At 66.8% G+C, this 17,666-nt stretch carries 23 protein-coding genes and 1 tRNA gene; 9 read left to right on the top strand and 15 right to left on the bottom strand.

Features of this window, described 5'->3' with window-relative positions:
* The first annotated feature begins 81 nt into the window (after positions 1-81).
* Positions 82-444: a hypothetical protein gene (locus KBY88_RS04135; protein WP_254938646.1), complete on the top strand. Its 363-nt coding sequence runs from the start codon at positions 82-84 to the stop codon at positions 442-444.
* 70 nt (positions 445-514) lie between these two features.
* Here the strand turns inward: KBY88_RS04135 and KBY88_RS04130 are convergent, their stop codons facing one another.
* Both KBY88_RS04130 and KBY88_RS04125 read right to left on the bottom strand, forming a co-directional pair.
* Positions 515-844, bottom strand: a complete 330-nt coding sequence (locus tag KBY88_RS04130; RefSeq protein WP_254938645.1) for an MgPME-cyclase complex family protein — start codon at positions 842-844, stop codon at positions 515-517.
* Entirely contained in the window at positions 841-1,590 is a 750-nt protein-coding gene (locus tag KBY88_RS04125; RefSeq protein WP_254938644.1) for a pyridoxine 5'-phosphate synthase, read from the bottom strand. Before KBY88_RS04125 ends, KBY88_RS04130 begins: the two co-directional genes overlap by 4 nt.
* A 120-nt stretch (positions 1,591-1,710) precedes the next feature.
* Here KBY88_RS04125 and KBY88_RS04120 point away from each other — a divergent pair, with 120 nt between their 5' ends.
* The 4 genes from KBY88_RS04120 (at position 1,711) to grxD (ending at position 3,623) form a co-directional block, all read left to right on the top strand.
* On the top strand, positions 1,711-2,451 hold the full coding sequence (locus tag KBY88_RS04120) for a lysophospholipid acyltransferase family protein (RefSeq protein WP_254938643.1): 741 nt from the start codon (positions 1,711-1,713) through the stop codon (positions 2,449-2,451).
* 62 nt (positions 2,452-2,513) lie between these two features.
* Positions 2,514-3,008 carry a hypothetical protein gene (locus KBY88_RS04115; protein ID WP_261348463.1) on the top strand — a complete coding sequence of 165 codons (495 nt, stop codon included), beginning with the start codon at positions 2,514-2,516 and terminating at the stop codon, positions 3,006-3,008.
* 48 nt (positions 3,009-3,056) lie between these two features.
* Positions 3,057-3,290 carry a BolA family protein gene (locus KBY88_RS04110; RefSeq protein ID WP_254938641.1) on the top strand — a complete coding sequence of 78 codons (234 nt, stop codon included), beginning with the start codon at positions 3,057-3,059 and terminating at the stop codon, positions 3,288-3,290.
* A 9-nt stretch (positions 3,291-3,299) separates the two neighbouring features.
* Positions 3,300-3,623: a Grx4 family monothiol glutaredoxin gene (grxD, locus tag KBY88_RS04105; protein WP_254938640.1), complete on the top strand. Its 324-nt coding sequence runs from the start codon at positions 3,300-3,302 to the stop codon at positions 3,621-3,623.
* Positions 3,624-3,671: 48 nt separating this feature from the next.
* Here the strand turns inward: grxD and KBY88_RS04100 are convergent, their stop codons facing one another.
* Entirely contained in the window at positions 3,672-3,938 is a 267-nt protein-coding gene (locus KBY88_RS04100) for a DUF6761 family protein (protein WP_254938639.1), read from the bottom strand.
* A gap of 197 nt (positions 3,939-4,135) precedes the next feature.
* Here KBY88_RS04100 and KBY88_RS04095 point away from each other — a divergent pair, with 197 nt between their 5' ends.
* Entirely contained in the window at positions 4,136-4,909 is a 774-nt protein-coding gene (locus KBY88_RS04095) for a response regulator transcription factor (protein ID WP_254938824.1), read from the top strand.
* On the opposite strand, the gene KBY88_RS04090 is transcribed toward KBY88_RS04095, so the two are convergent.
* The 3 genes from KBY88_RS04090 to KBY88_RS04080 all read right to left on the bottom strand — a co-directional run bounded on the left by KBY88_RS04090 (position 4,870) and on the right by KBY88_RS04080 (position 6,774).
* Positions 4,870-5,427 carry a hypothetical protein gene (locus tag KBY88_RS04090; protein ID WP_254938638.1) on the bottom strand — a complete coding sequence of 186 codons (558 nt, stop codon included), beginning with the start codon at positions 5,425-5,427 and terminating at the stop codon, positions 4,870-4,872. The two genes, KBY88_RS04095 and KBY88_RS04090, sit on opposite strands and share 40 nt — an antisense overlap.
* On the bottom strand, positions 5,424-5,708 hold the full coding sequence (locus tag KBY88_RS04085) for a hypothetical protein (protein ID WP_254938637.1): 285 nt from the start codon (positions 5,706-5,708) through the stop codon (positions 5,424-5,426). Before KBY88_RS04085 ends, KBY88_RS04090 begins: the two co-directional genes overlap by 4 nt.
* A 106-nt stretch (positions 5,709-5,814) precedes the next feature.
* A complete protein-coding gene (locus KBY88_RS04080; RefSeq protein WP_254938636.1) occupies positions 5,815-6,774 on the bottom strand; it encodes a carbon-nitrogen hydrolase family protein in 960 nt (319 codons plus the stop codon).
* A gap of 144 nt (positions 6,775-6,918) precedes the next feature.
* On the opposite strand from KBY88_RS04080, the gene gad reads away from it, so the two are divergent.
* Positions 6,919-8,316, top strand: a complete 1,398-nt coding sequence (gene gad, locus KBY88_RS04075) for a glutamate decarboxylase (protein ID WP_254938635.1) — start codon at positions 6,919-6,921, stop codon at positions 8,314-8,316.
* A 36-nt stretch (positions 8,317-8,352) separates the two neighbouring features.
* On the opposite strand, the gene crtH is transcribed toward gad, so the two are convergent.
* From crtH to KBY88_RS04055, 4 genes are all read right to left on the bottom strand, one after another.
* On the bottom strand, positions 8,353-9,918 hold the full coding sequence (gene crtH / locus KBY88_RS04070) for a carotenoid isomerase (RefSeq protein ID WP_254938634.1): 1,566 nt from the start codon (positions 9,916-9,918) through the stop codon (positions 8,353-8,355).
* Between the two features lie 31 nt (positions 9,919-9,949).
* A complete protein-coding gene (trmFO, locus tag KBY88_RS04065) occupies positions 9,950-11,320 on the bottom strand; it encodes an FADH(2)-oxidizing methylenetetrahydrofolate--tRNA-(uracil(54)-C(5))-methyltransferase TrmFO (RefSeq protein ID WP_254938633.1) in 1,371 nt (456 codons plus the stop codon).
* Positions 11,321-11,328: 8 nt separating this feature from the next.
* Positions 11,329-11,451, bottom strand: coding sequence for a photosystem II protein Y (locus tag KBY88_RS04060; protein WP_254938632.1), 123 nt, complete (start codon positions 11,449-11,451; stop codon positions 11,329-11,331).
* Between the two features lie 111 nt (positions 11,452-11,562).
* Positions 11,563-12,087, bottom strand: a complete 525-nt coding sequence (locus KBY88_RS04055; RefSeq protein WP_254938631.1) for a gamma carbonic anhydrase family protein — start codon at positions 12,085-12,087, stop codon at positions 11,563-11,565.
* Positions 12,088-12,473: 386 nt separating this feature from the next.
* Between KBY88_RS04055 and KBY88_RS04050 the strand changes: the two genes are divergently transcribed.
* Together KBY88_RS04050 and KBY88_RS04045 are read left to right on the top strand one after the other, a co-directional pair.
* Positions 12,474-12,545 (top strand) — tRNA-Lys (locus tag KBY88_RS04050).
* Between the two features lie 175 nt (positions 12,546-12,720).
* Complete coding sequence (locus KBY88_RS04045) at positions 12,721-14,169, top strand: site-specific integrase (RefSeq protein ID WP_254938630.1); 1,449 nt, start codon at positions 12,721-12,723, stop codon at positions 14,167-14,169.
* Here the strand turns inward: KBY88_RS04045 and KBY88_RS04040 are convergent.
* The 5 genes from KBY88_RS04040 to KBY88_RS04020 form a co-directional block, all read right to left on the bottom strand.
* Positions 14,111-14,824, bottom strand: a complete 714-nt coding sequence (locus tag KBY88_RS04040; RefSeq protein ID WP_254938629.1) for a virulence RhuM family protein — start codon at positions 14,822-14,824, stop codon at positions 14,111-14,113. The genes KBY88_RS04045 and KBY88_RS04040 overlap by 59 nt on opposite strands.
* A 557-nt stretch (positions 14,825-15,381) precedes the next feature.
* Positions 15,382-16,026, bottom strand: a complete 645-nt coding sequence (locus KBY88_RS04035) for a hypothetical protein (protein WP_254938628.1) — start codon at positions 16,024-16,026, stop codon at positions 15,382-15,384.
* A 97-nt stretch (positions 16,027-16,123) separates the two neighbouring features.
* A complete protein-coding gene (locus tag KBY88_RS04030; protein ID WP_254938627.1) occupies positions 16,124-16,696 on the bottom strand; it encodes a DUF4236 domain-containing protein in 573 nt (190 codons plus the stop codon).
* 195 nt (positions 16,697-16,891) lie between these two features.
* Positions 16,892-17,314 carry a type II toxin-antitoxin system VapC family toxin gene (locus tag KBY88_RS04025; protein WP_254938626.1) on the bottom strand — a complete coding sequence of 141 codons (423 nt, stop codon included), beginning with the start codon at positions 17,312-17,314 and terminating at the stop codon, positions 16,892-16,894.
* A complete protein-coding gene (locus tag KBY88_RS04020) occupies positions 17,311-17,613 on the bottom strand; it encodes a type II toxin-antitoxin system Phd/YefM family antitoxin (RefSeq protein WP_254938625.1) in 303 nt (100 codons plus the stop codon). Before KBY88_RS04020 ends, KBY88_RS04025 begins: the two co-directional genes overlap by 4 nt.
* Positions 17,614-17,666 lie beyond the last annotated feature (53 nt).

Here is a 17,666-nt window from a genome sequence, read left to right as displayed (position 1 = left end):
GTCAGCCCCCCTATCCATGAACGTCAACACCGGTTGGAGGTGTCCCCGGTTACCTTTCGGACTGCAGATCTCGTCCGGCCCATGGACCCTCGGTCGCTGCCCGTTTCCCGCCGGGTGCAACTTCTGGTCAAGGCCTTGAACGGGGCCGAGCGCACCAACGAGGCTCTGGCCCGTTGCAGTGATGGCGACGGGATGGTGATGGTGCTGGTGGACGCCTCCAACAAGCTGGGGCTGGGCCTCAGCCGCGAAGACCTGCTGAAGACCCCACCGATCCGCGATTGGATCTGGTGGAAGAACAAAGAGGCCCTGTTGACCATCGGCGACGAACAGCCCCGCTACCAGCAGGATGGCCGCCAGCAACGGGAACGTCAGCGCCAGCAGGATGAGTCGCCCGATTCAGTTGGCACAGATCCGCCGCGTAAACGCTTCCTCGGACTCTTCTGAGCCCTTTTCGCCGCTCCGCCGCCTGTGATCCGACCAGCCGTCGCTCCAGGGAGCTCTCTGTCTCTGGCCCTCAGCCCAGGCTGGCCAGGGCCTCCGCTTGAGAAGCGGCCGAGTAGCTGCCTTTGAGCACGAATTCAAGGCGCAGTTTGAGGAATTCGATGAACTTGGCGTCGGTGGAGACCACGGCGGCGGCGGGCCGGGGCACAGCCGCGGCGATCGCTGCGACGGCTGGACGCTCCAGGAATGCGGGGCGTTTCACCAGCCAGAAATCGATCGCCTTGCCCTTCTCGCCGTAATAGCGCTCGCGTTCCTTGAGCACCTCCGCCAGGGGTTCCTCCACGGTCAGGAAGGTTTCGCTGGCCGCCACGAAGTGGAAGAGGGGGGCGGAGGACTCACTCATGGAAAGGCGGCGTTGAACAGGGGTTCCCGGCGGGGATTCTGAACCAGGGCCCGCATCTGCCGCACCGCCGCCTCCAGCCCCACCGCCAGGGCCCGGGCCACGATCGTGTGACCGATGTTCAGCTCCTCCATCCCCTCGATCGCCGCCACGGGTTCCACGTTCTGATAGGTGAGCCCATGGCCGGCGTTGACGCGCAGCCCGAGCTGACGGGCCCTGGCGCTGGCCTCGATCAGGCGGGCCAGTTCCTTGGGCTGGCCCGCCCAGTCGGCTTCGGCGTAGGCGCCCGTGTGCAGCTCCACCCAGCGGGCACCGCTGCGCTGGCTGGCGCGCAGTTGATCGGCCTCGGGGTCCACGAACAGGCTCACGGGGATGCCGGCCGCGTTCAAGCGCCCCACCAGGGCGGTGAGCTGCTGCTCCTGTCCGGCGATGTCCAGACCGCCTTCGGTGGTGATCTCCTGGCGCTTCTCCGGCACGAGGGTGACCATGGCAGGGCGCAGCCGCAGGGCAATCGCCTCCATCTCAGCGGTGGCGGCCATCTCGAGGTTGAGGCGGCTGCGCAGGGTGGCGCGCAGCAGTTCCACGTCGCGCAACTGAATGTGGCGCCGGTCTTCGCGCAGGTGCACCGTGATGCCGTCGGCGCCCCCGAGCTCGGCCAGGAACGCCAGGTTGACAGGGTCGGGCTCGGCGGCGCGGCGGGCCTGGCGCACGCCGGCGATGTGGTCGATGTTCACCCCCAGGCTGGCCATGGCCGCTGCCCCACAAGGCCATCGATCCTATGGAGCGTCCAGGCAGGTGCCGGCGGGTGCACGCCCCAGGCAACATGGCCGCCGCCGCAACTGCCCGCACCCGGACCAAAGCTGCAGCCCATGGCCCCTAACTTGAAAGTCGATCGAAGCCCTCCGGTGACGGCGCAGACGGCACTGATCCAACGGGAACGCCGGCTCTGCAACGGCGTTAATCCCTGGCTGGCGCCGATCGCCGTGCTGCTCGCCCAGGACGGGCCCCTGGCGTCCTTCTTCAGCGCTCTCACGGTGCTCGGCCCCGAGCACCTGCCCCACAACGGACCGGTGCTGCTGGCTCCCACCCACCGGGCCCGCTGGGATGCCCTGCTGCTCTCCAGCTTCGCCGGCCAGAGGGTCAGCGGCCGGCATTGCCGTTTCATGGTCACCCTCACCGAGATGCAGGGTCTCCAGGGCTGGTTTCTGACCCGGCTGGGCTGCTTTCCCGTTGACCAGGGCCGCCCCGGCACCGCCCCCTTGCGGTACGCCGTCGACCTGCTGGCCCAGGGCCAACAGGTGGTGATGTTCCCGGAAGGACACATCCGCCGCACAGACGAGCCGATCCGCCTGCACCAGGGCCTGGCGCGGCTGGCGGTGCTGGCCCGCAGCCAGGGTCTCGATGTGCCGGTGGTGCCCGTGGGCCTGGGCTACAGCACCAGTCCGCCGTGCTGGCGGGGGCAGGGTGCCATCTGCTTCGGTACGGCGCTGCGGGTGCGGGGGGAGGGGCGAACGGCCGTGCGCGATCTGAACGAGCGCCTCAGCCTGGCGATGCAATCAGCTGAGGAAGCGGCCAGAGCGGCCGTGGGTCGCCCCATCGGCACCATCTAAACTTCCGCCACCTTCGACAATCAGCCGTGCGCAGGCCTGTTGTGGCCCTCAGCTTTGTCCTGATGGCGTCCTTGGTCCCGCTGGCCCCTTCCGTCGCGGTGCGGGCCCAGGCTGAGCCACCGAAAGCATCGGAGGGCGTCAGCGGCGGTCTGAACCTTTCCGCCGTGCGTGCCCAGTTGGCCAAGGGGGATGCCGCCGCCGCCAGCGGCAACCTCGCCGAGGCGCGCAAGTCCTATGACCTGGCCCGGGACAGCTCCCGACGCCTGCTCACCTTCTACCGCGACCTCAGTGGGGCCTTCCGCGGCCTTGATGCCCGCATTCCCAGGGAGATGGATCAGAATGCCCTGGAATCGCTCGAAGTCCTTGCCCAGGCGAACCTCCGACTGGCGGCGGTGTTCCGTCGTCAGAACCAGCCCGAAGTCGCCGTTCCCCTGCTGGTGGAAGTGGTCAAGAGCATGACCCCCTCCCGGGAGGAAGGCCGCAAGGCCTACCAGAGCCTGGTGGAGATCGGCTTCGCCACGATCCCCTACACGGCGGTGAGCGGTCCAGGCAGCTAAGGCCCCATGGCCCCTAGATTTCCCGCCATGTGAGTGGCCCCGTGCCCGATGGTTCAACCGGAACAGGTGAAAGCAGCGATTCTTGAATCTCTGCCCGATGCCCAGATTGAGGTCGAAGATCTCACCGGCGGCGGCGACCACCTGCAGGTCAAGGTGATCTCCAGTGCCTTCGACGGACTCTCAAGGGTGCGCCAGCACCAGCTGGTCTACGGCGCCCTGCGCCGCGAACTCGCCACTGAGGCCATCCACGCCCTCGCCCTGCAAACCTCCCTTCCCGCCTGATATCAACCCATGGATCCTGCCGTTCAACAGCGCCTCGAAACCCTGATCAGCAGCAGTCCCGTGCTGGTGTTCATGAAGGGCTCCAAGCTGATGCCCCAGTGCGGCTTCTCCAACAACGTTGTTCAGATTCTCAATTCCCTGGCGGTGCCCTTCGAAACTTTCGACGTGCTCTCCGATGGGGAGATCCGCCAGGGGATCAAGGAGCTCTCCGACTGGCCCACCATCCCCCAGGTTTATGTGAACGGGGAGTTCATCGGCGGCTCCGACATCCTGATCGAGCTCTACAACTCGGGAGAACTGCGCGAAAAGCTGGCCGTGGCCCTGGCGTCCTGAACATCGGGCTTCCTGGGGGCCTGCCCGCTGGGGCCTGGGCCTTGGACCTCAGTAACGGCCGCTTTCGTACAGCGCTCTCAGGCTGCCGTCGGGGCCAATGAAGCTGGAGGGATCAAGGATCCAGCGGTCGATCAGCTCCTCCAACCGCAGCTGGGAAATCGGATCGAGCACCGCCGTCCGCCTCAGGGCATGGAGGTAGCCGTCAGCATAAAGCCTCAGTTCCGAGGGGCCGTGGTAGCGGCTGGCCAGGTCCTGACAGGCGTCGCAGAGGGACTGAAAGTGGCGGACGGCGTCGGGGTTCTGGAGGGCGGTCATGACCGGGTCTGGGAGCCTCTGCAGCCAAGGTGATGCTGGCGGCTCGGGAAGGGAAGGGGGGACAGATCGAAAGGCATCGCCCGCAACCGGTGCTCTCCCCCGCTTTGTCGATAGCGTAGGTAAAAGGCTGGATCGTGCGTGTGGAACTCCCACCGAATTCAAACCAGGTTCCCTCGCCGGGCGGCGATGGTGCCGGGCTGAAGGAGGCTGCCTTCGCTGATCCCAATCTCAAGCGGGTGCTCGTGGTCGACCCCCACCCCACCTTGCGCACAGTGCTGGCCCAGCGGCTCCGCCAGGACGGCCACCTCACCGCCGCCGTGGCCAGCTCCATCGAGGCCCTGCAGCTCTGTGAGGAGCTCACCCCCGATCTGCTGGTGAGCGCCGAGTTGCTGGAGGAGAGCTCGGCCATGCGCCTGGCCGCCCAGCTGCGCTGCCCTGTGATGGTGCTTACGGCCCGCTCCGGCGCCGAGCCGATCGTCGCCTTGCTTGATGCCGGCGCCGACGATGTGTTGCGCAAGCCCTTCGGCCTAGAGGAACTGGCGGCCCGCTGCCGCAATCTCTTGCGCCGCAATGGCAGCGGCCTGCAGGAACGGGTTTGCGTGGGCCCCCTGGAGGTGCACGTGTTGTTGCGCCAGGTCACCCTGCGGCAGGAGCCGGTGGAACTCAGCCCGCGGGAATTCGCCCTGCTCTGTGCCCTGTTGATGCCCCCCGGGGTGGTGCGCAGCCGCCAGGAACTGCTGCGCATGGCCTGGCCCCCCTTCAGCGGTGGGCCACGGTCGGTCGACACCCAGGTGCTCACCCTGCGGCGCAAACTGGAGCAGGCGGGATTGGGGGAGGGGGGCGGCATTGAAACCGTGCGCCAACAGGGCTACCGCTTCAGCCTGGAAACCCTGCCGGAGGCAGACGCGCCCCTCGTGCCCATACCCCTTGCTCAGCCGAGCGGCAACAGCCGAGCTGGCCAGCCGCCCTGACCCACGACCATCAACGCCACCCATTCGCCGAGCAGCACCAAACCACTGAGCACCCCCAGGAGCTGGTAGGTCCAGGGGGGTGTCAGCCGTCCCACAGTCGACAGATCAAGGCCCGTTTCGGCCTGCAGCCGCGCCAGAAAGTCCTCGAAGCGAGCAAGGCGCTGGGGAAGGAGGTACGCGGAACCGTCCCGGCTGCGGAGGTAAAAAACTCGGCCCCCCTGACTCGTGGCCACCGGCACCAGGGCCACGATCTGATCCCACTCCAACTGCCAGCCCCGGCGCAGGAGCCAGGCGCACCAGGGAGGGTGGCCCACGGAGATCCCAGTGGATTCGAGCCGCACCCGTTCGCTCGTGATCGCCACCACCGCCAGACAACCGAGGGGCACGGCCACGAGCATCAAGGCACGGAGTTCATCCGGCGCCAGCAGAGGCAGGGGCAGCACCAACGCTCCATAGAGAGCGAGCAGGGTGAAGCGGATCAAGGGGGCCATCGGATGGGTGGAGGCCTCAGAGCTCATCGGTCATCGGGGGAGCCGGGCAGGGGTTCAATCACGGTGCTCGGGGCGTAGCGCCCACCGAACACCTCCGCCTCGCGCCCCTTCCAGAACTCCCCCAGGCGCATCAGGTCGGCGTGGGCATCTTGGATCGACTCCATCATCTGCTCCGGATCCATCGTGGCTTTGGCTTCCCGCAACTTGGCCTGGCGCAGCAGGTGCCACATCCAGGGCTTACCCAGCTCGCCCCGCTGCTCCAGGTAGAGAGCCAGATCTGCGGAACTCGGAAGCGGGGAAGCGCCCATCACCTGAACCGTGAACGTTGGAGCTCAACCCTATGGAGCACGCCGTCAGGGCGTGGCAGGCCCGGGCCCGGAAACCCGAACCAGAGCAAGCAGGCCCCAGCGGCGGTCAATAGAGCTCAGGGCGCCGGTCGGCCAGGTAGCTGGTGCCCGTCGGGTGGGTGGGCCCGTAGTCGCTGGGCAGGCAATCAGCGATCAAGAGGGTGGGTTCGCTCCGCGCCGCCGCCAGCAGATCGCCATGGGGGCCCACGATCACGCTGTTGCCCAGGTAGCCCGCCATCACCTTGCCGTTCACGGTTTCCTGGCCGCAGCGGTTGGCATAGGCCACGAAGCAGTTGTTGTGGAGGGCGTGGGCCGGGATCAGAGTCCTGGACACGTCCGGGTACGGACGGTCGGTGCGCTCGCCATGGCTGAGTAGCGCAAAGCTGTCGGCGGCGGTGGGAATGAGCACCAATTTGGCCCCTTCGAGCGCCAGGCGACGGCTGAGCTCGGGAAACTCCGCCTCATAGCAATTGAGCAACCCCAGGGGGAAGCCGTTGACGCTCTGGACCGTGAAGGCGGGACCCTCCTCGGCATGGACGTAGCCGGGGCTCCAGCAACGCTTCTCATCGGGTCCCCAGAGATGGGTCTTGCGGTAGCTGCGCAGCAAGGTGCCCTCCCCATCGACCAGGGCGATGGCGTCGTAGAAGCGCTCCTCGCCCGCCACCCGGGCCCGCTCCGGGTAGGGCACGGCCAGGGCCAGGCCATGGCGCCGGGCGATGGCGGCGACGCGCTGGAGGCTGGGACCATCGCTGGGTTCGGCCAGGGTCCGGGCGATCGCCGGGGTGACGATGTAGCCACTGAGGTAGAGCTCCGGGAAGGCCAGCAGCTGGACGCCCTGGCCCGCGGCGATGGCGGCCACCTGCTCGAGCCGCAGCAGGTTGTCCTCCACCGCCTCGGCGGTCCCCGCCGTGCCCTCGCCCTGCCAGAGGCCCAGGCGCAGACCTGTGCCCGGGGCGGGGGGCTGGGGATGCACAAAACTGTGCAGGCGGTAAGGCGCCAGGGGGCGCCGATCGGAGGAGTTCGTCACAGGTGGAGCACGTGAACGCTTGGGCGGGATCGAAACACGAACCCCCGTGGGCCATGCCGCTCCAGTGTCGTCTCAGACCCGCTTGGGTGCCAACACCGACGGGGTCGAAGAACTGGCCTTGAATGGTTCGTCTGCCTTGCGCCCATGCCCCCCCGCCACCGCTCCGCCGCCCTGGGCATGAACGCCGGTCTCAGTGCCCGCCTCTCAGCCGCCAACCTGCCCGACGAGATCCCCCGCGACCGGCTGGCGAGCCAGGGCCTGGGGGCCGAGATGGCCTACGCGTTGATCCACGACCACCTGATGCTCGATGGCAATGCCCGGCTCAACTTGGCCACCTTTGTGGGCACCTGGATGGAGCCCCAGGCGCGGCGGTTGATGGAGGAATGCGCCGACAAGAACATCATCGACAAGGACGAATATCCCGAAACCGCCGAGCTCGAGGAGCGCTGCCTGCGCATCCTCGCCGACCTCTGGAACGCCCCGAATCCGGAGGACGCCCTGGGGACCTCCACCACCGGCTCCAGCGAAGGCTGCATGCTGGGTGGACTGGTGCTGAAGCGGCGCTGGCGCGACAGGCGCAGGGCCGCCGGCCTGGGTAGCGAACGCCCCAACCTGGTCATGGGCAGCAACACCCAGGTGTGCTGGCACAAGTTCTGCACCTACTTCGATGTGGAGGCGCGGGAGGTGCCGATCACGCCTGAGCGCCTGCAGCTGGGGGCTGAGCAGGCGGTGGCCGCCTGTGACGAGAACACCATCGGCGTGGTCGGCATTCTCGGCAGCACCTTCGATGGCAGCTATGAACCGATCGAGGCGATCCACCAGGCCCTCGATGACCTGCAGGCGCGCAGCGGCCTCGACATTCCGATGCACATCGACGCCGCCTCAGGGGGCTTCGTTGCCCCCTTCAACTCGCCCGGTCTGGCCTGGGATTTCCGCCTGCCGCGCGTGCTCTCGATCAATGCCAGCGGCCACAAGTACGGCGGCGTTCTGCCGGGGGTGGGCTGGGTGCTCTGGCGTGATGGCGCGGCCCTGCCCGAGGAGCTGCGTTTCAATGTCAACTATCTCGGGGGCGAGATGCCGACGATCGGCATGAACTTCTCGCGCCCGGGGGCCCAGGTGGTGGGCCAGTACTTCAACTTCCTGCAGCTGGGGCACGAGGGCTATGCCAGACGCATGGCCACCCTGGAGGCGATCGCCTGTCACCTGGCCGATGGCCTGGCGGCCCTGCCGGCGCTGCGGCTGGCGAGCCATCCGCTCGGCCAGCTGCCGGTGTTCGCCGTGGAGCTGGATCCCAGCGCGAGCCACTGGGATCTGTTTCAGCTCTCAGACAAGCTGCGCGAGCGGGGCTGGCTCGTGCCGGCCTACACCCTGCCCGCCGACTGCCAGCACATCACCGTGCTGCGCTTCGTGGTGCGGGCGGGTTTCAGCCGCGACATGGCCGACCAGCTGCTTGAAGACATCGAGCGGGCGGTGGAGTGGTTCGAGAGCCTCCCCTCCCCTATGCCCAAGCTCCCGGAGGTGACCCAGGGCTTCCACCACTGAGCGCCTCATCCGGTCCGTGCTCAATCCGGCCTCTGCTCAGTCGGGCAGCGCCCAGGGGTTGAGGCCCAGGTCGGCGCCGAGACGATGGGCGCAGGCGAAGCCACTGAAGGCCACAGCATTGAGGCCCTGGCCGGGGAAGCAGGAATCGCCCACGCAGTAGAGGCCAGGAATGGCGGTGCGGTTGAAGGGCATCGGCAGCAGGCCCGGCAGTTGACCGCGGGGGACGGGGCCGTAGCTGCCCCGGTGGCGGCCGAGGAAACGGCGGTGGCTGCGTGGGGTGCCGATCTCCTGGAGGGTGATGGCGGCCCCCAGCCCCGGAAACACAGTCTCCAGGCGAGCGATCAGTCGCTGGGCGGCCGCCTCCTTGGCCCGGCGGTAATCGGGAGGGGGCAGTCCCTCCCAGGTGGCCATCGAACTGGGGGTGAAGCTGTGCACGATGTGCTGGCCGGCGGGGGCCAGCTCCGGATCCAGCAAGGTGGGGATCGAGACAAAAGCCGTGCCCTGCTCCGCCTCCATGTCCTCCCAGCGCTCCAGCAGCAGGTGGTGGCAGTGGCTGCCGGCGGGGATCACCCCTGCGTTCACCCCCAGGTGCAGGCTCAGGAACGACGGCGATTCCTCGTAGCGCTGGCGCCAGGTGCGCTCAGAGCGCGGGGTGTGCGCCTCATCCACCAGCGATCCGAAGGTGTCCCAGCGGGTGGCATTGGAGACCACCCGCCGAGCGCGGAGGCACTCTCCACCTGCCAGCTCGACGCCAACGGCGCGCCCCTCCTCCAGCAGCACCCGTGTCACCCGGGCCTTGTAGCGAATCGCGCCACCATGGCGCTCCAGGCCGTGCACCAGCCGCCGGGCGATCGAACCAACGCCTCCCCTGGGGTAGTTGATGCCGCCGGCATGGCGATCGCTGAACACCATGCCGGCATTGATCATCGGCGTGCGATCGGCGGGCACCACCGACCAGCAGTAGCACTCGATGTCGATGAAGCGCAGCAGTTCGGGGTCGCGGATGTGGCGCCGGGCCACGGCGCCCACGTTCACCGGCAGCCAGCGGGCCAGCCCCAGGCAGGCCAACGGCGCCTTGAAAAAAACCTTGGCCAGGTAGGCCGGATCCTCCAGCGACAGCAGCGGCATCGCATCGAGGCAGCGGAACACCCTCCAGCAGGTGTCGTAGAAGGCGCGGATGCCCCGGGCCTCGTGGGAAAAGCGGGCCGTGAGCGTTTCGATGAAGGTCGCGTAGTCGCGATCGACGGCAACGGTGAGCCCACCGGGCAGGTGGTATTCGAGCTGGCTGGGGTCGGGGATGGTGGGCTGGTGTTCGCCCACGGCGGCCAGGGCCCGGGTGAGCAGGTTGGTGTGACCCGTTTCGCCGAAGCCGAAGATCATCGAGGCGCCCACATCGAAGGTGTAGCCCTCGCGCTCGAAACTGCCGCCGCTGCCTCCGGGGATCAGGTATCGCTCCAGCACCAGCACCTTCGCCCCCTTGGCGGCCAGCTGGGTGGCGGTCACCAGGCCACCGAAGCCTGAGCCGATCACGACCACATCCCAGGGTTCCGTAGAGGCCTCAGGGTTGAGGCCGGTGGCGATTGAGCTGGGGGCGAGGGTCACCGGAGAGGGCGCGGCAAGCGATCGGCCGACGCTAGGCAACCAGCAGGTTGGGCTCGGCGGCCGCGGCGGTGAACGGCGCCAGATCCGCCAGGGAGCGGTCGCGGTAGGCCCCGTAGCGGGCGCGCTTCTCGCGGACGCGCTCGCTCAGCTCGGGCATCAGGCCGAAGTTGGGGGGCATGGGCTGGAAGCGACCGGAGGGGGCCGAACTGATGAAGCCGAACAGGGCGCCGGCCATGGTGGTGGGAGGCAATACCAGGGGCTCCTGGCCCCGCACCAGCCGGGCCGCATTGGTGCCCGCCAGCCAGCCCCCGGCCACGGCGGCGGCGTAGCCCTCAGTGCCCGTGAGCTGCCCGGCCGCCAGCAGGGTGGGGCGGCGGCGGAACTGCAGGCTGGGCTCCAGCAGCTGGGGAGATTCCAGAAAGGTGTTGCGGTGCATCACCCCGAAGCGCACGAATTCGGCGTGCTCCAGCCCCGGAATCAGGCGCAGCACCCGCTTCTGCTCGCCCCACTTGAGATTGGTCTGGAAGCCCACCAGGTTCCAGAGCTGGCCGCCCTTGTCCTCCTGGCGCAGCTGCACCACGGCATGGGCGCGCTTGGCACGGCGCACGTCCCGATCGTGCAGATCACCCCAGCGGGGATCCCAGAGGCCGATCGGCTTGAGCGGCCCGTAGCGCATGGTGTCCTCGCCGCGGCGGGCCAGCTCCTCGATCGGCAGGCAGCCCTCGAAGAACGTGGCGCTGTCGCGCTCGAAGTCCTTGAGTTCGGCCTGCTCGGCCTCCAGCAGCGCCTCGCGAAAGGCCGCGTACTGCTCGCGGTCCAGTGGGCAGTTGATGTAATCGGCGTCGCCCTTGTCGTAACGGCTGGCGCGAAAGGCCTTCTCCAGATCGATGCTCTCGCCGTCGATGATCGGGCTGGCGGCATCGAAGAAGTGGCAGTCGGCGCGGCCGGTGAAGGCCCGCAGCTGCTCGGCCAGGGGATCACTGGTGAGCGGTCCGGTGGCCAGCACCGCCAAATCGCCAGGCGGAGGCAGCTCGGTGAGCTCGCGCCGCTCCACGCTGATCAAGGGATGGCGCTCACAGGCCTCCGTGAGCGCCTCGCTGAAACGACCCCTATCCACCGCCAGGGCCCCGCCGGCGGGCACCGCATGGCGGTCGGCCGTGGCGATCACCACCGATCCCAGGCGACGCAGTTCCTCCTGCAGCAAGCCCGCGGCCCGATCACTGGAAAGGGCCCCGAAGCTGTTGCTGCAGACCAGCTCAGCAAAATGGGGGCTGTGGTGGGCAGGGGAGCGGCGGAGGGGCCGCATCTCGATGAGCCGAACGGGAACCCCAGCCTCAGCGATCTGCCAGGCCGCTTCTGTGCCGGCCAAGCCAGCGCCGACCACCCAGACCGTTTCGGTCACGCAAGCCCTCAGGCCCGGGAGCGCTTGAGCAGCAGTTGCACCTGGCCCAAGGCAGCACGGCCGATGTTGAAGGCAGCCCAACCCACGGCGAGCAGGATCGGGGCAGCAACCAGCAGCAGCCGAGCATCCATGGCGTTCAAGTTCAGCGTCGGCTGATCCTAGGGAACATCCGGACCCGGCCAGGGTCCGGGGGCAGCGTTGATCGAAAACGCAGCAATCGGCAGTGGACCGAAAAGGATTCTTCAGCCGTTCTCGAAACCCGTGAAGGCGCTGCGGCCGGCATGGGCCTGGGCGAGCACGGCGTAGCGGCGGGCGTGGGCCCGCTGCTCGGCGGCAGCGGCGGGGCTGATCTCCCGCCGGGGCAGGGCCGGCACCCCCGCCACCAGGGTGCGGGGCGGCACATCGCGTGTGACCACGGCGCCTGCGGCCACCAGGGCCCCCTCACCCACCGTCACCCCGCCCAGCACCACGGCGCCGATCCCCACCAGGCAGCCATCCCCCAACGTGGCTCCGTGCACCACGGCCCGGTGGCCCACGGTCACCTCGGCGCCGATGCGCACAGGTTGACCGGGATCGCCATGGAGCACGGCTCCGTCCTGGATGTTGCTGAAGGCGCCCACATGGATCGAGCAGACGTCGCCACGGGCCACGGCCAGCGGCCAGAGGCTCGCCCCCGCCTCCAAGGTCACATCGCCCACCACAACAGCGCTGGGGGCCACCCAGGCGTCGGGGTGAAGGGTGGGTTGGGGCCAGGGCGGGGTGGCCATGGGTCGGGGGCAGAGGCCCCATTCTCCCCTTGGTGCCTTGCCGATAAGAACGCCTGCACGGGTCACCTGTTCAGCGGTCGAGGCGGCGGCTTTCTTCATGCGCTTGGCCTCAGCTGCCGGGCGGTTCACGAAGGCCGCCCTGGGGCTGATGGCCGACTGAAGCGGTGGTTGCCCTGGGGGAGGCCTCCACCATCTTGGAGAGGAGGTTCTGGCCATGAACGGTTTCGATGCTGCAGCATCACGGGAGCATCGCTGGCCATTCCTCAAACGGCGGACCCGGTTACGGATCTCCGCAGGTCTCCTGGGACAGGGCCATGGTTGGCCCAAAAGCGCTCACCCGATGGCGCCACCGCCCTGTGATACGTTCCCTTCGTGCCCATCCGGGCGGGTCGCTAGCTCAGCGGTAGAGCACTCGGCTTTTAACCGATTGGTCCTGAGTTCGAATCTCAGGCGACCCATCTCAAGCAGGCCAAGAGATGTGGGGCAAACTCCATTCTCCAACAGGCTTTCTCAGTCATCCACCAGCCGGCTCAACTTGTGCGAGTTGGTGCAGGTTGTGACCAGTTGACGCACTTTTCTGTCACTGAGTGACAAACATTCCTGGCAGACTGGGGCAGGTGCGACGGGCGGTCGGTGTACGGGCGGAGGGCGGTCGAGCAGGCGATTCAGCGTCTCCGCCTGGCGGGCTGCCGCTACCGGCTGCGTGAACGCCAGGGCAGCCCGTATCTGACCGTCTACGAGACGAAGAGAGACGGACGGACGCTCTCTGCCAAGGCCTACCAGGCAGACGACGACGAAGCCGTGGAAGCTCTGGCAGGGATCCTGCTGGCGGCCAGCAAGGACCTCAAGCGAGGTGGCCCAGGTCTCGACTGGAGTCAACTCGATGGCTCAACCAAGGGCGGCGTCTCCAGCCGTGGCCTGAGCTGGGGTGAGATCCGCCGTGTGATCAAGGAAGACATCGCACCTGGGGGACCGAAAGCCCGAGACCGGAACCCTTTCAGTTGCTTCTGTGACAAGGGCTACTTCGGTGTCGCCTTCAGTGACGACCAAGAAGCAAGGGCTGAGCAGCTGGAGCAGTTCTGCCTGTACACCCCCGCGTCGCTGCTGGCGCACCGCACCGATTCCAGCCAGCCCCTGGTCCCGCGAGCCTTCAACACCAGCGTCTTCTACGGCACGATCCAGATGGTCAACTACCTGGCCAAGAAGGGAATCTCGATCGCCACGCCAGAACTTCGCCGGAAGCTGGAGGACTTGAAAGCCATCGCCGGCCGCCCGAAGGCACCCAGTCCTCGATTCATCCCCCGGAGCGAGGAACTCCAGGCCTGGCTGGACCAGTTGCAACAGATCGATCCCCTACGGGGGTGGGTGATGGCAATGATCGCCACCTTCGGTCTGCGGCCCCCCGAGATCTGGCACATCGAGCAGCTTCCGGGCCAGTGCTCCGATCCGACCTTCCTGCAGATCAGCGCCTTTGAAGCCGGCGGCGATTCAGCCACCAAGACGGGGCACCGATTCGCCATCGCCCAGCCCGAGGCTTGGCTGAAGCGCTACCGCCTCGATGACCTTCTGCACGGCCAGAAGATGCTCAAGGAACTGCGCAAGCGCTACCCCGTCAAGGCAGCCGAAGCCGCCGATGGGACCCTGCAGTTCTGGAACAACAGCGACCTGGGGCGCATCGTCGCCCACTGGCTCAAGAACAGCGGTCGGGAGGACCGGGAGATCCCGGTGAAGCTGTACGGCAGCCACCAACCAAGATCTGTTCCGGGCAAGACCAAGCCCAAGGCCAGGCGGGGGCGCTGCAAGGCCTACGACCTCCGACACGCCTGGGCGATCCGGGCGAGGGAGATGACGACCTGGTCGACCTCTCTCAAGGCCTCCGCCATGGGACACAGCGAGGCGATCCACGCCAAGCGTTACCTCGCCGAACTGACCGCCGAGCAGAAGGAGCGGGGCATGGCACGCCAGAAGGCACTCGATGAGGGAGCCCAACGACAAAGCCGTGAAAGCCTGAACCTGGAGGGGATCACGCCCGAGATCCTGGCCAGAGCCAGGGCGATGGCTGCCCTAAAGAACGTGAACTGATCAGGACGCGGTCAGGCCCAAGCACTCCAGATGGACCTTCACCGTCGAGGCAGTAGGAGCCCACGGGCTTGCCTGAGCCTGCAACGTGCAAAAAATGAACATTGCTTTCTTCGGGCAGTTCCCTCTCCTTGAAGACGTCGCCCACGTGGCGAGTGACCACCGAGCGCTCCCAGCCGAACAGCGCCGCCATCTGCGCCTGGCTCAGCCAGACGGTGTCCTGCTCCAGGCGCACCTCCACGGCCATCTGGCCATCGGAGGCCTCATAGACGAGCACGTCTTCACCGGGGACCTGCTTCTGTGCAGTGCTACGGCCCGACTCCGTCGTCACGGTTGGTCCGCCACCGCCGCCGATCCGTTGGCAGAGCGGGCGAGCAGCAGGGCTGCAGCCATGGAAGGGGAATTGAACGAAGCCGCCTGGAGACTCGAAACCCTGCCCGCTGGCTTGGGGATCCTTGAGCAGGAGCAGATCGCTGCGCTTCTGGTTGATCGGGCGCAAGGGCTGCTCGAAGATCCGCAGCCCCAGCACCGGGCCGCAAAGCAGCAGCTCTTCGAGAAAGCCATCGGCCTCGGCTCGGTCCATCTCGGCCAGGGAGATGCTGCGGCCACCCACGGCGTTCTCCAGGCAGCAACGCTTGGCCTCTTGGGCGAGGCGCAACAGCTGGCCCTCCAGGTGCTGGGCGTGGGCCTTGTTGAGGTAGCCGCTGCTGGAGGTGAAGGCGTAGGCCGTGGTCCAGAACTCCCTGGCCTGGTGCTGCTCCAGGCGGCGGCCGAGTGGATCGGCTGGAAGGTTCTTGCCATGGACTTAGAACCTGAGAACCCAACTGCGAAGGCGATCTGACATGGCGCTCTAATAACCTCCTTGACAGATTGAGGACGGACTGGGGTAAGGATCAACCAGTCTTGGCAGCACTTGGACCATCGTGGATAGGTTTGGTATTGGTTCAGTCGCCGATCGAGACGGGCAACAGGAGGCCCAGCGGGATCCGGATCTCAGGCCTGCCGCCTGCTGCGGGGGGGGGTAATCATGATGAAACCCTCGGCAAGAACCTCTGCCGAAGCGTGATCCTGATCTCAGTGATCAGACGCCCTTGACCGCCGCCCTCCCCGACTGGTCGCGACCGTCAGAGACGTGCTGTGCAAGGGGGATACCTGATCAGGATCATCACTGGTAGTGGGAGTAAGGGGCTCAAGCCATGGGTCGCCCTCTTGAGCTCACTCCAAGTCGCCGGCCTTGACCTTCTCCTGGATTCTCCGCAGCAGCTCACGCGCCTGGGGCGTGCAGTCGAAATATCCCCCATGGCGATCCTGCCGCGATAAGAAGAACAAGGCGCAGCGCAATTCCGTCAAGGTTGTGGCGGTGTTGTCGTTGAGGAGAGCAGCACACGCCTCGAAAGACCCAGCAACCTCGTAGCCGTCGATCGTGTGGGCGAACTCCGACCAGTCATGCAGATCTCCATCGGGGTCCGGAATTCGGTCAAGCAAGAGCTGAACGTTGTTCAGCCGCATGTCCTCAAGCGACTTACTCCGAGCACGAGCAGCTCGCTTTGCCCGGGCTTCAGCCTTCTTCTTCAACCCCTCCCACAGCCCTTCAATGTTCAGCAGGATGACCTTGAGTTCCGAACAAAAGTCCGGTTCATTCAGCGCCTCGGTGCTCATGGCGGTGTGGGTGTCGAGGGCGCCCGTGATCGCGATGCTCAACTCCCTCTGAAGATCGGGAGACTCACTGAACTCCTCTTTCCTCTGGCTGGCGGCTTGCTGCTGGAGGAGCCTGGATTTGAGCAGCTTGTTCTTGAGCAAGTTGACGTAGACCAGCAGCTCGTCTTCGTCGATCAGATCGCCCTCGCGCAGGTCATTCATTCATCCGATAATCCCACGCAGAAGGGCCTTCTGTTGGTCTTCAACCTGGCCTGCGGGACTGTTGAGGTTGGTGGCAAGGGGGAATACCAGCCGAGCTTCAAGGCCGCTGGAGCAGCCAACTCCTGGCGCTCACGAGCTTGACCGCTTCCTGAACCGCCTCGACGCAGCGCTTGGCCCTGCGCTTGAGATCGTCCTGGCCCTGGGCCCGCAGCAGGTAGGCCTCCATTGCTTCTGGGGTTTCGATCACTGCCAGCTGCCCGTAGCCGCGATTACTGATGTCGGGATCGTTCAACAAGCGGCCCACCAGGTTCAGCTCCCAGAGTTGCGCTCCCATGCCACCGGGCTGGAACAGCTGCTCGCGCAGCACATTCAGACAGCTCGCCTTGAGCGCATCGAGCTGGCTGGGCCGGAGGCGGCGGCTGTTGGGCAGGTCTTCTGCGGGGCCAGCAGGGATGGCTGCTCGCCGGCCGCTGGGCTCCCCTCCCTGCTCGACGCTCCAGCTCAGACCGGTGCCGGGCAACCCCACCGTGGTGCGGGCGCCGCCGGAGCGCGCCACGGGGATGTTGAAGGAGGCCCCAGGGCCACCGAGCGAGATCGAGCTGAGGCCGGATTTGGCAAAGTTGAAGCGCAGGGGGCCCAAGCGGGCGCTGCGGCGGAAGCGGAAGGGCATGGGAGCGCACCGGCTCTTGGCCAAGGTGTAGGCCGATCTTGCCGCCTTCTGCTTGGGCTGCGGTTTTTCTTCTCCGGGATAACTCGAACCGTCGCTTCGCCCCTGATGGCCCCTCGGCCCGGCGTTGCCTGCCCAAGCACTCCTGCCGGCCGTGAACCGTCTGCTCCAGCCGCTGGACTCAATTTCCCAGCGAGGTCACCAGAGGGTTTGGCAGGGAAAGGCGGAGAGCTGTGAATCGGCCGTGAGCAGCACCAGCCGTTCCAATTCGGCCTGGGCGGCGAGGATGCGATCGAAGACGCAGTCTTCCGCGGAGCGGTGGGGATCCCGGTGAGGTTGGGGGTAGGCCCCGGCCCTCAGCCCATGGGCTGCTGTGATCGGCAGACCAATGAAGCGATCGGCCTGCAGCAGCCCCTGCAGATCTGCGATGGAATCAGCGAGTTCAGGCAGCTTGCCGCGGTGGTACTTGAGGCTGAGTTCCCACATCGATGCTGCGCTCACCAGGATCGGATTAGCCGGGTCGATGAGGCGTTCCTGAACGGCTGAGGAGAGCCGATCCGGATCGAACCACCACCAGAGCAGCACATGGCTGTCGATCAGATAGCCGGCAGCAGCACTCACGGGTGAGGGACTGCCGAGATCAGGGAGCTCTCGTCCCAGCTGGCGAGCTCATCAGCCTCCATCGGCTCCAGCAAGACGACGGGATCGCCCAAGGGGCCCTGGCTGCGCAGGCGACCCGGAACACGCTGCGGGGGTGGCGGTGCCAGCGGCATCAGCCTGGCCCAGGGCTTACCGGCCTTGGCCAGAACGATCGTCTCACCGGCATGGGCCGCATCGATCAGGCGCGACAACTGGGTTTTGGCCTGATGAACATTGACCAGACGAGGCCCTGGGTGCGGCAGCGGGAGAGCTGGCTCCATGGCGAAGGCTTCTGAGGATGTTCTTGGCTTAGGCCTCGACTAAGGCCATCAGA

Origin of the sequence: Cyanobium sp. Morenito 9A2, from assembly GCF_024345575.1 — a bacterium.
GTDB lineage: Bacteria > Cyanobacteriota > Cyanobacteriia > PCC-6307 > Cyanobiaceae > ATX-6F1.
This window is presented reverse-complemented; position numbering and strand designations above follow the sequence as displayed.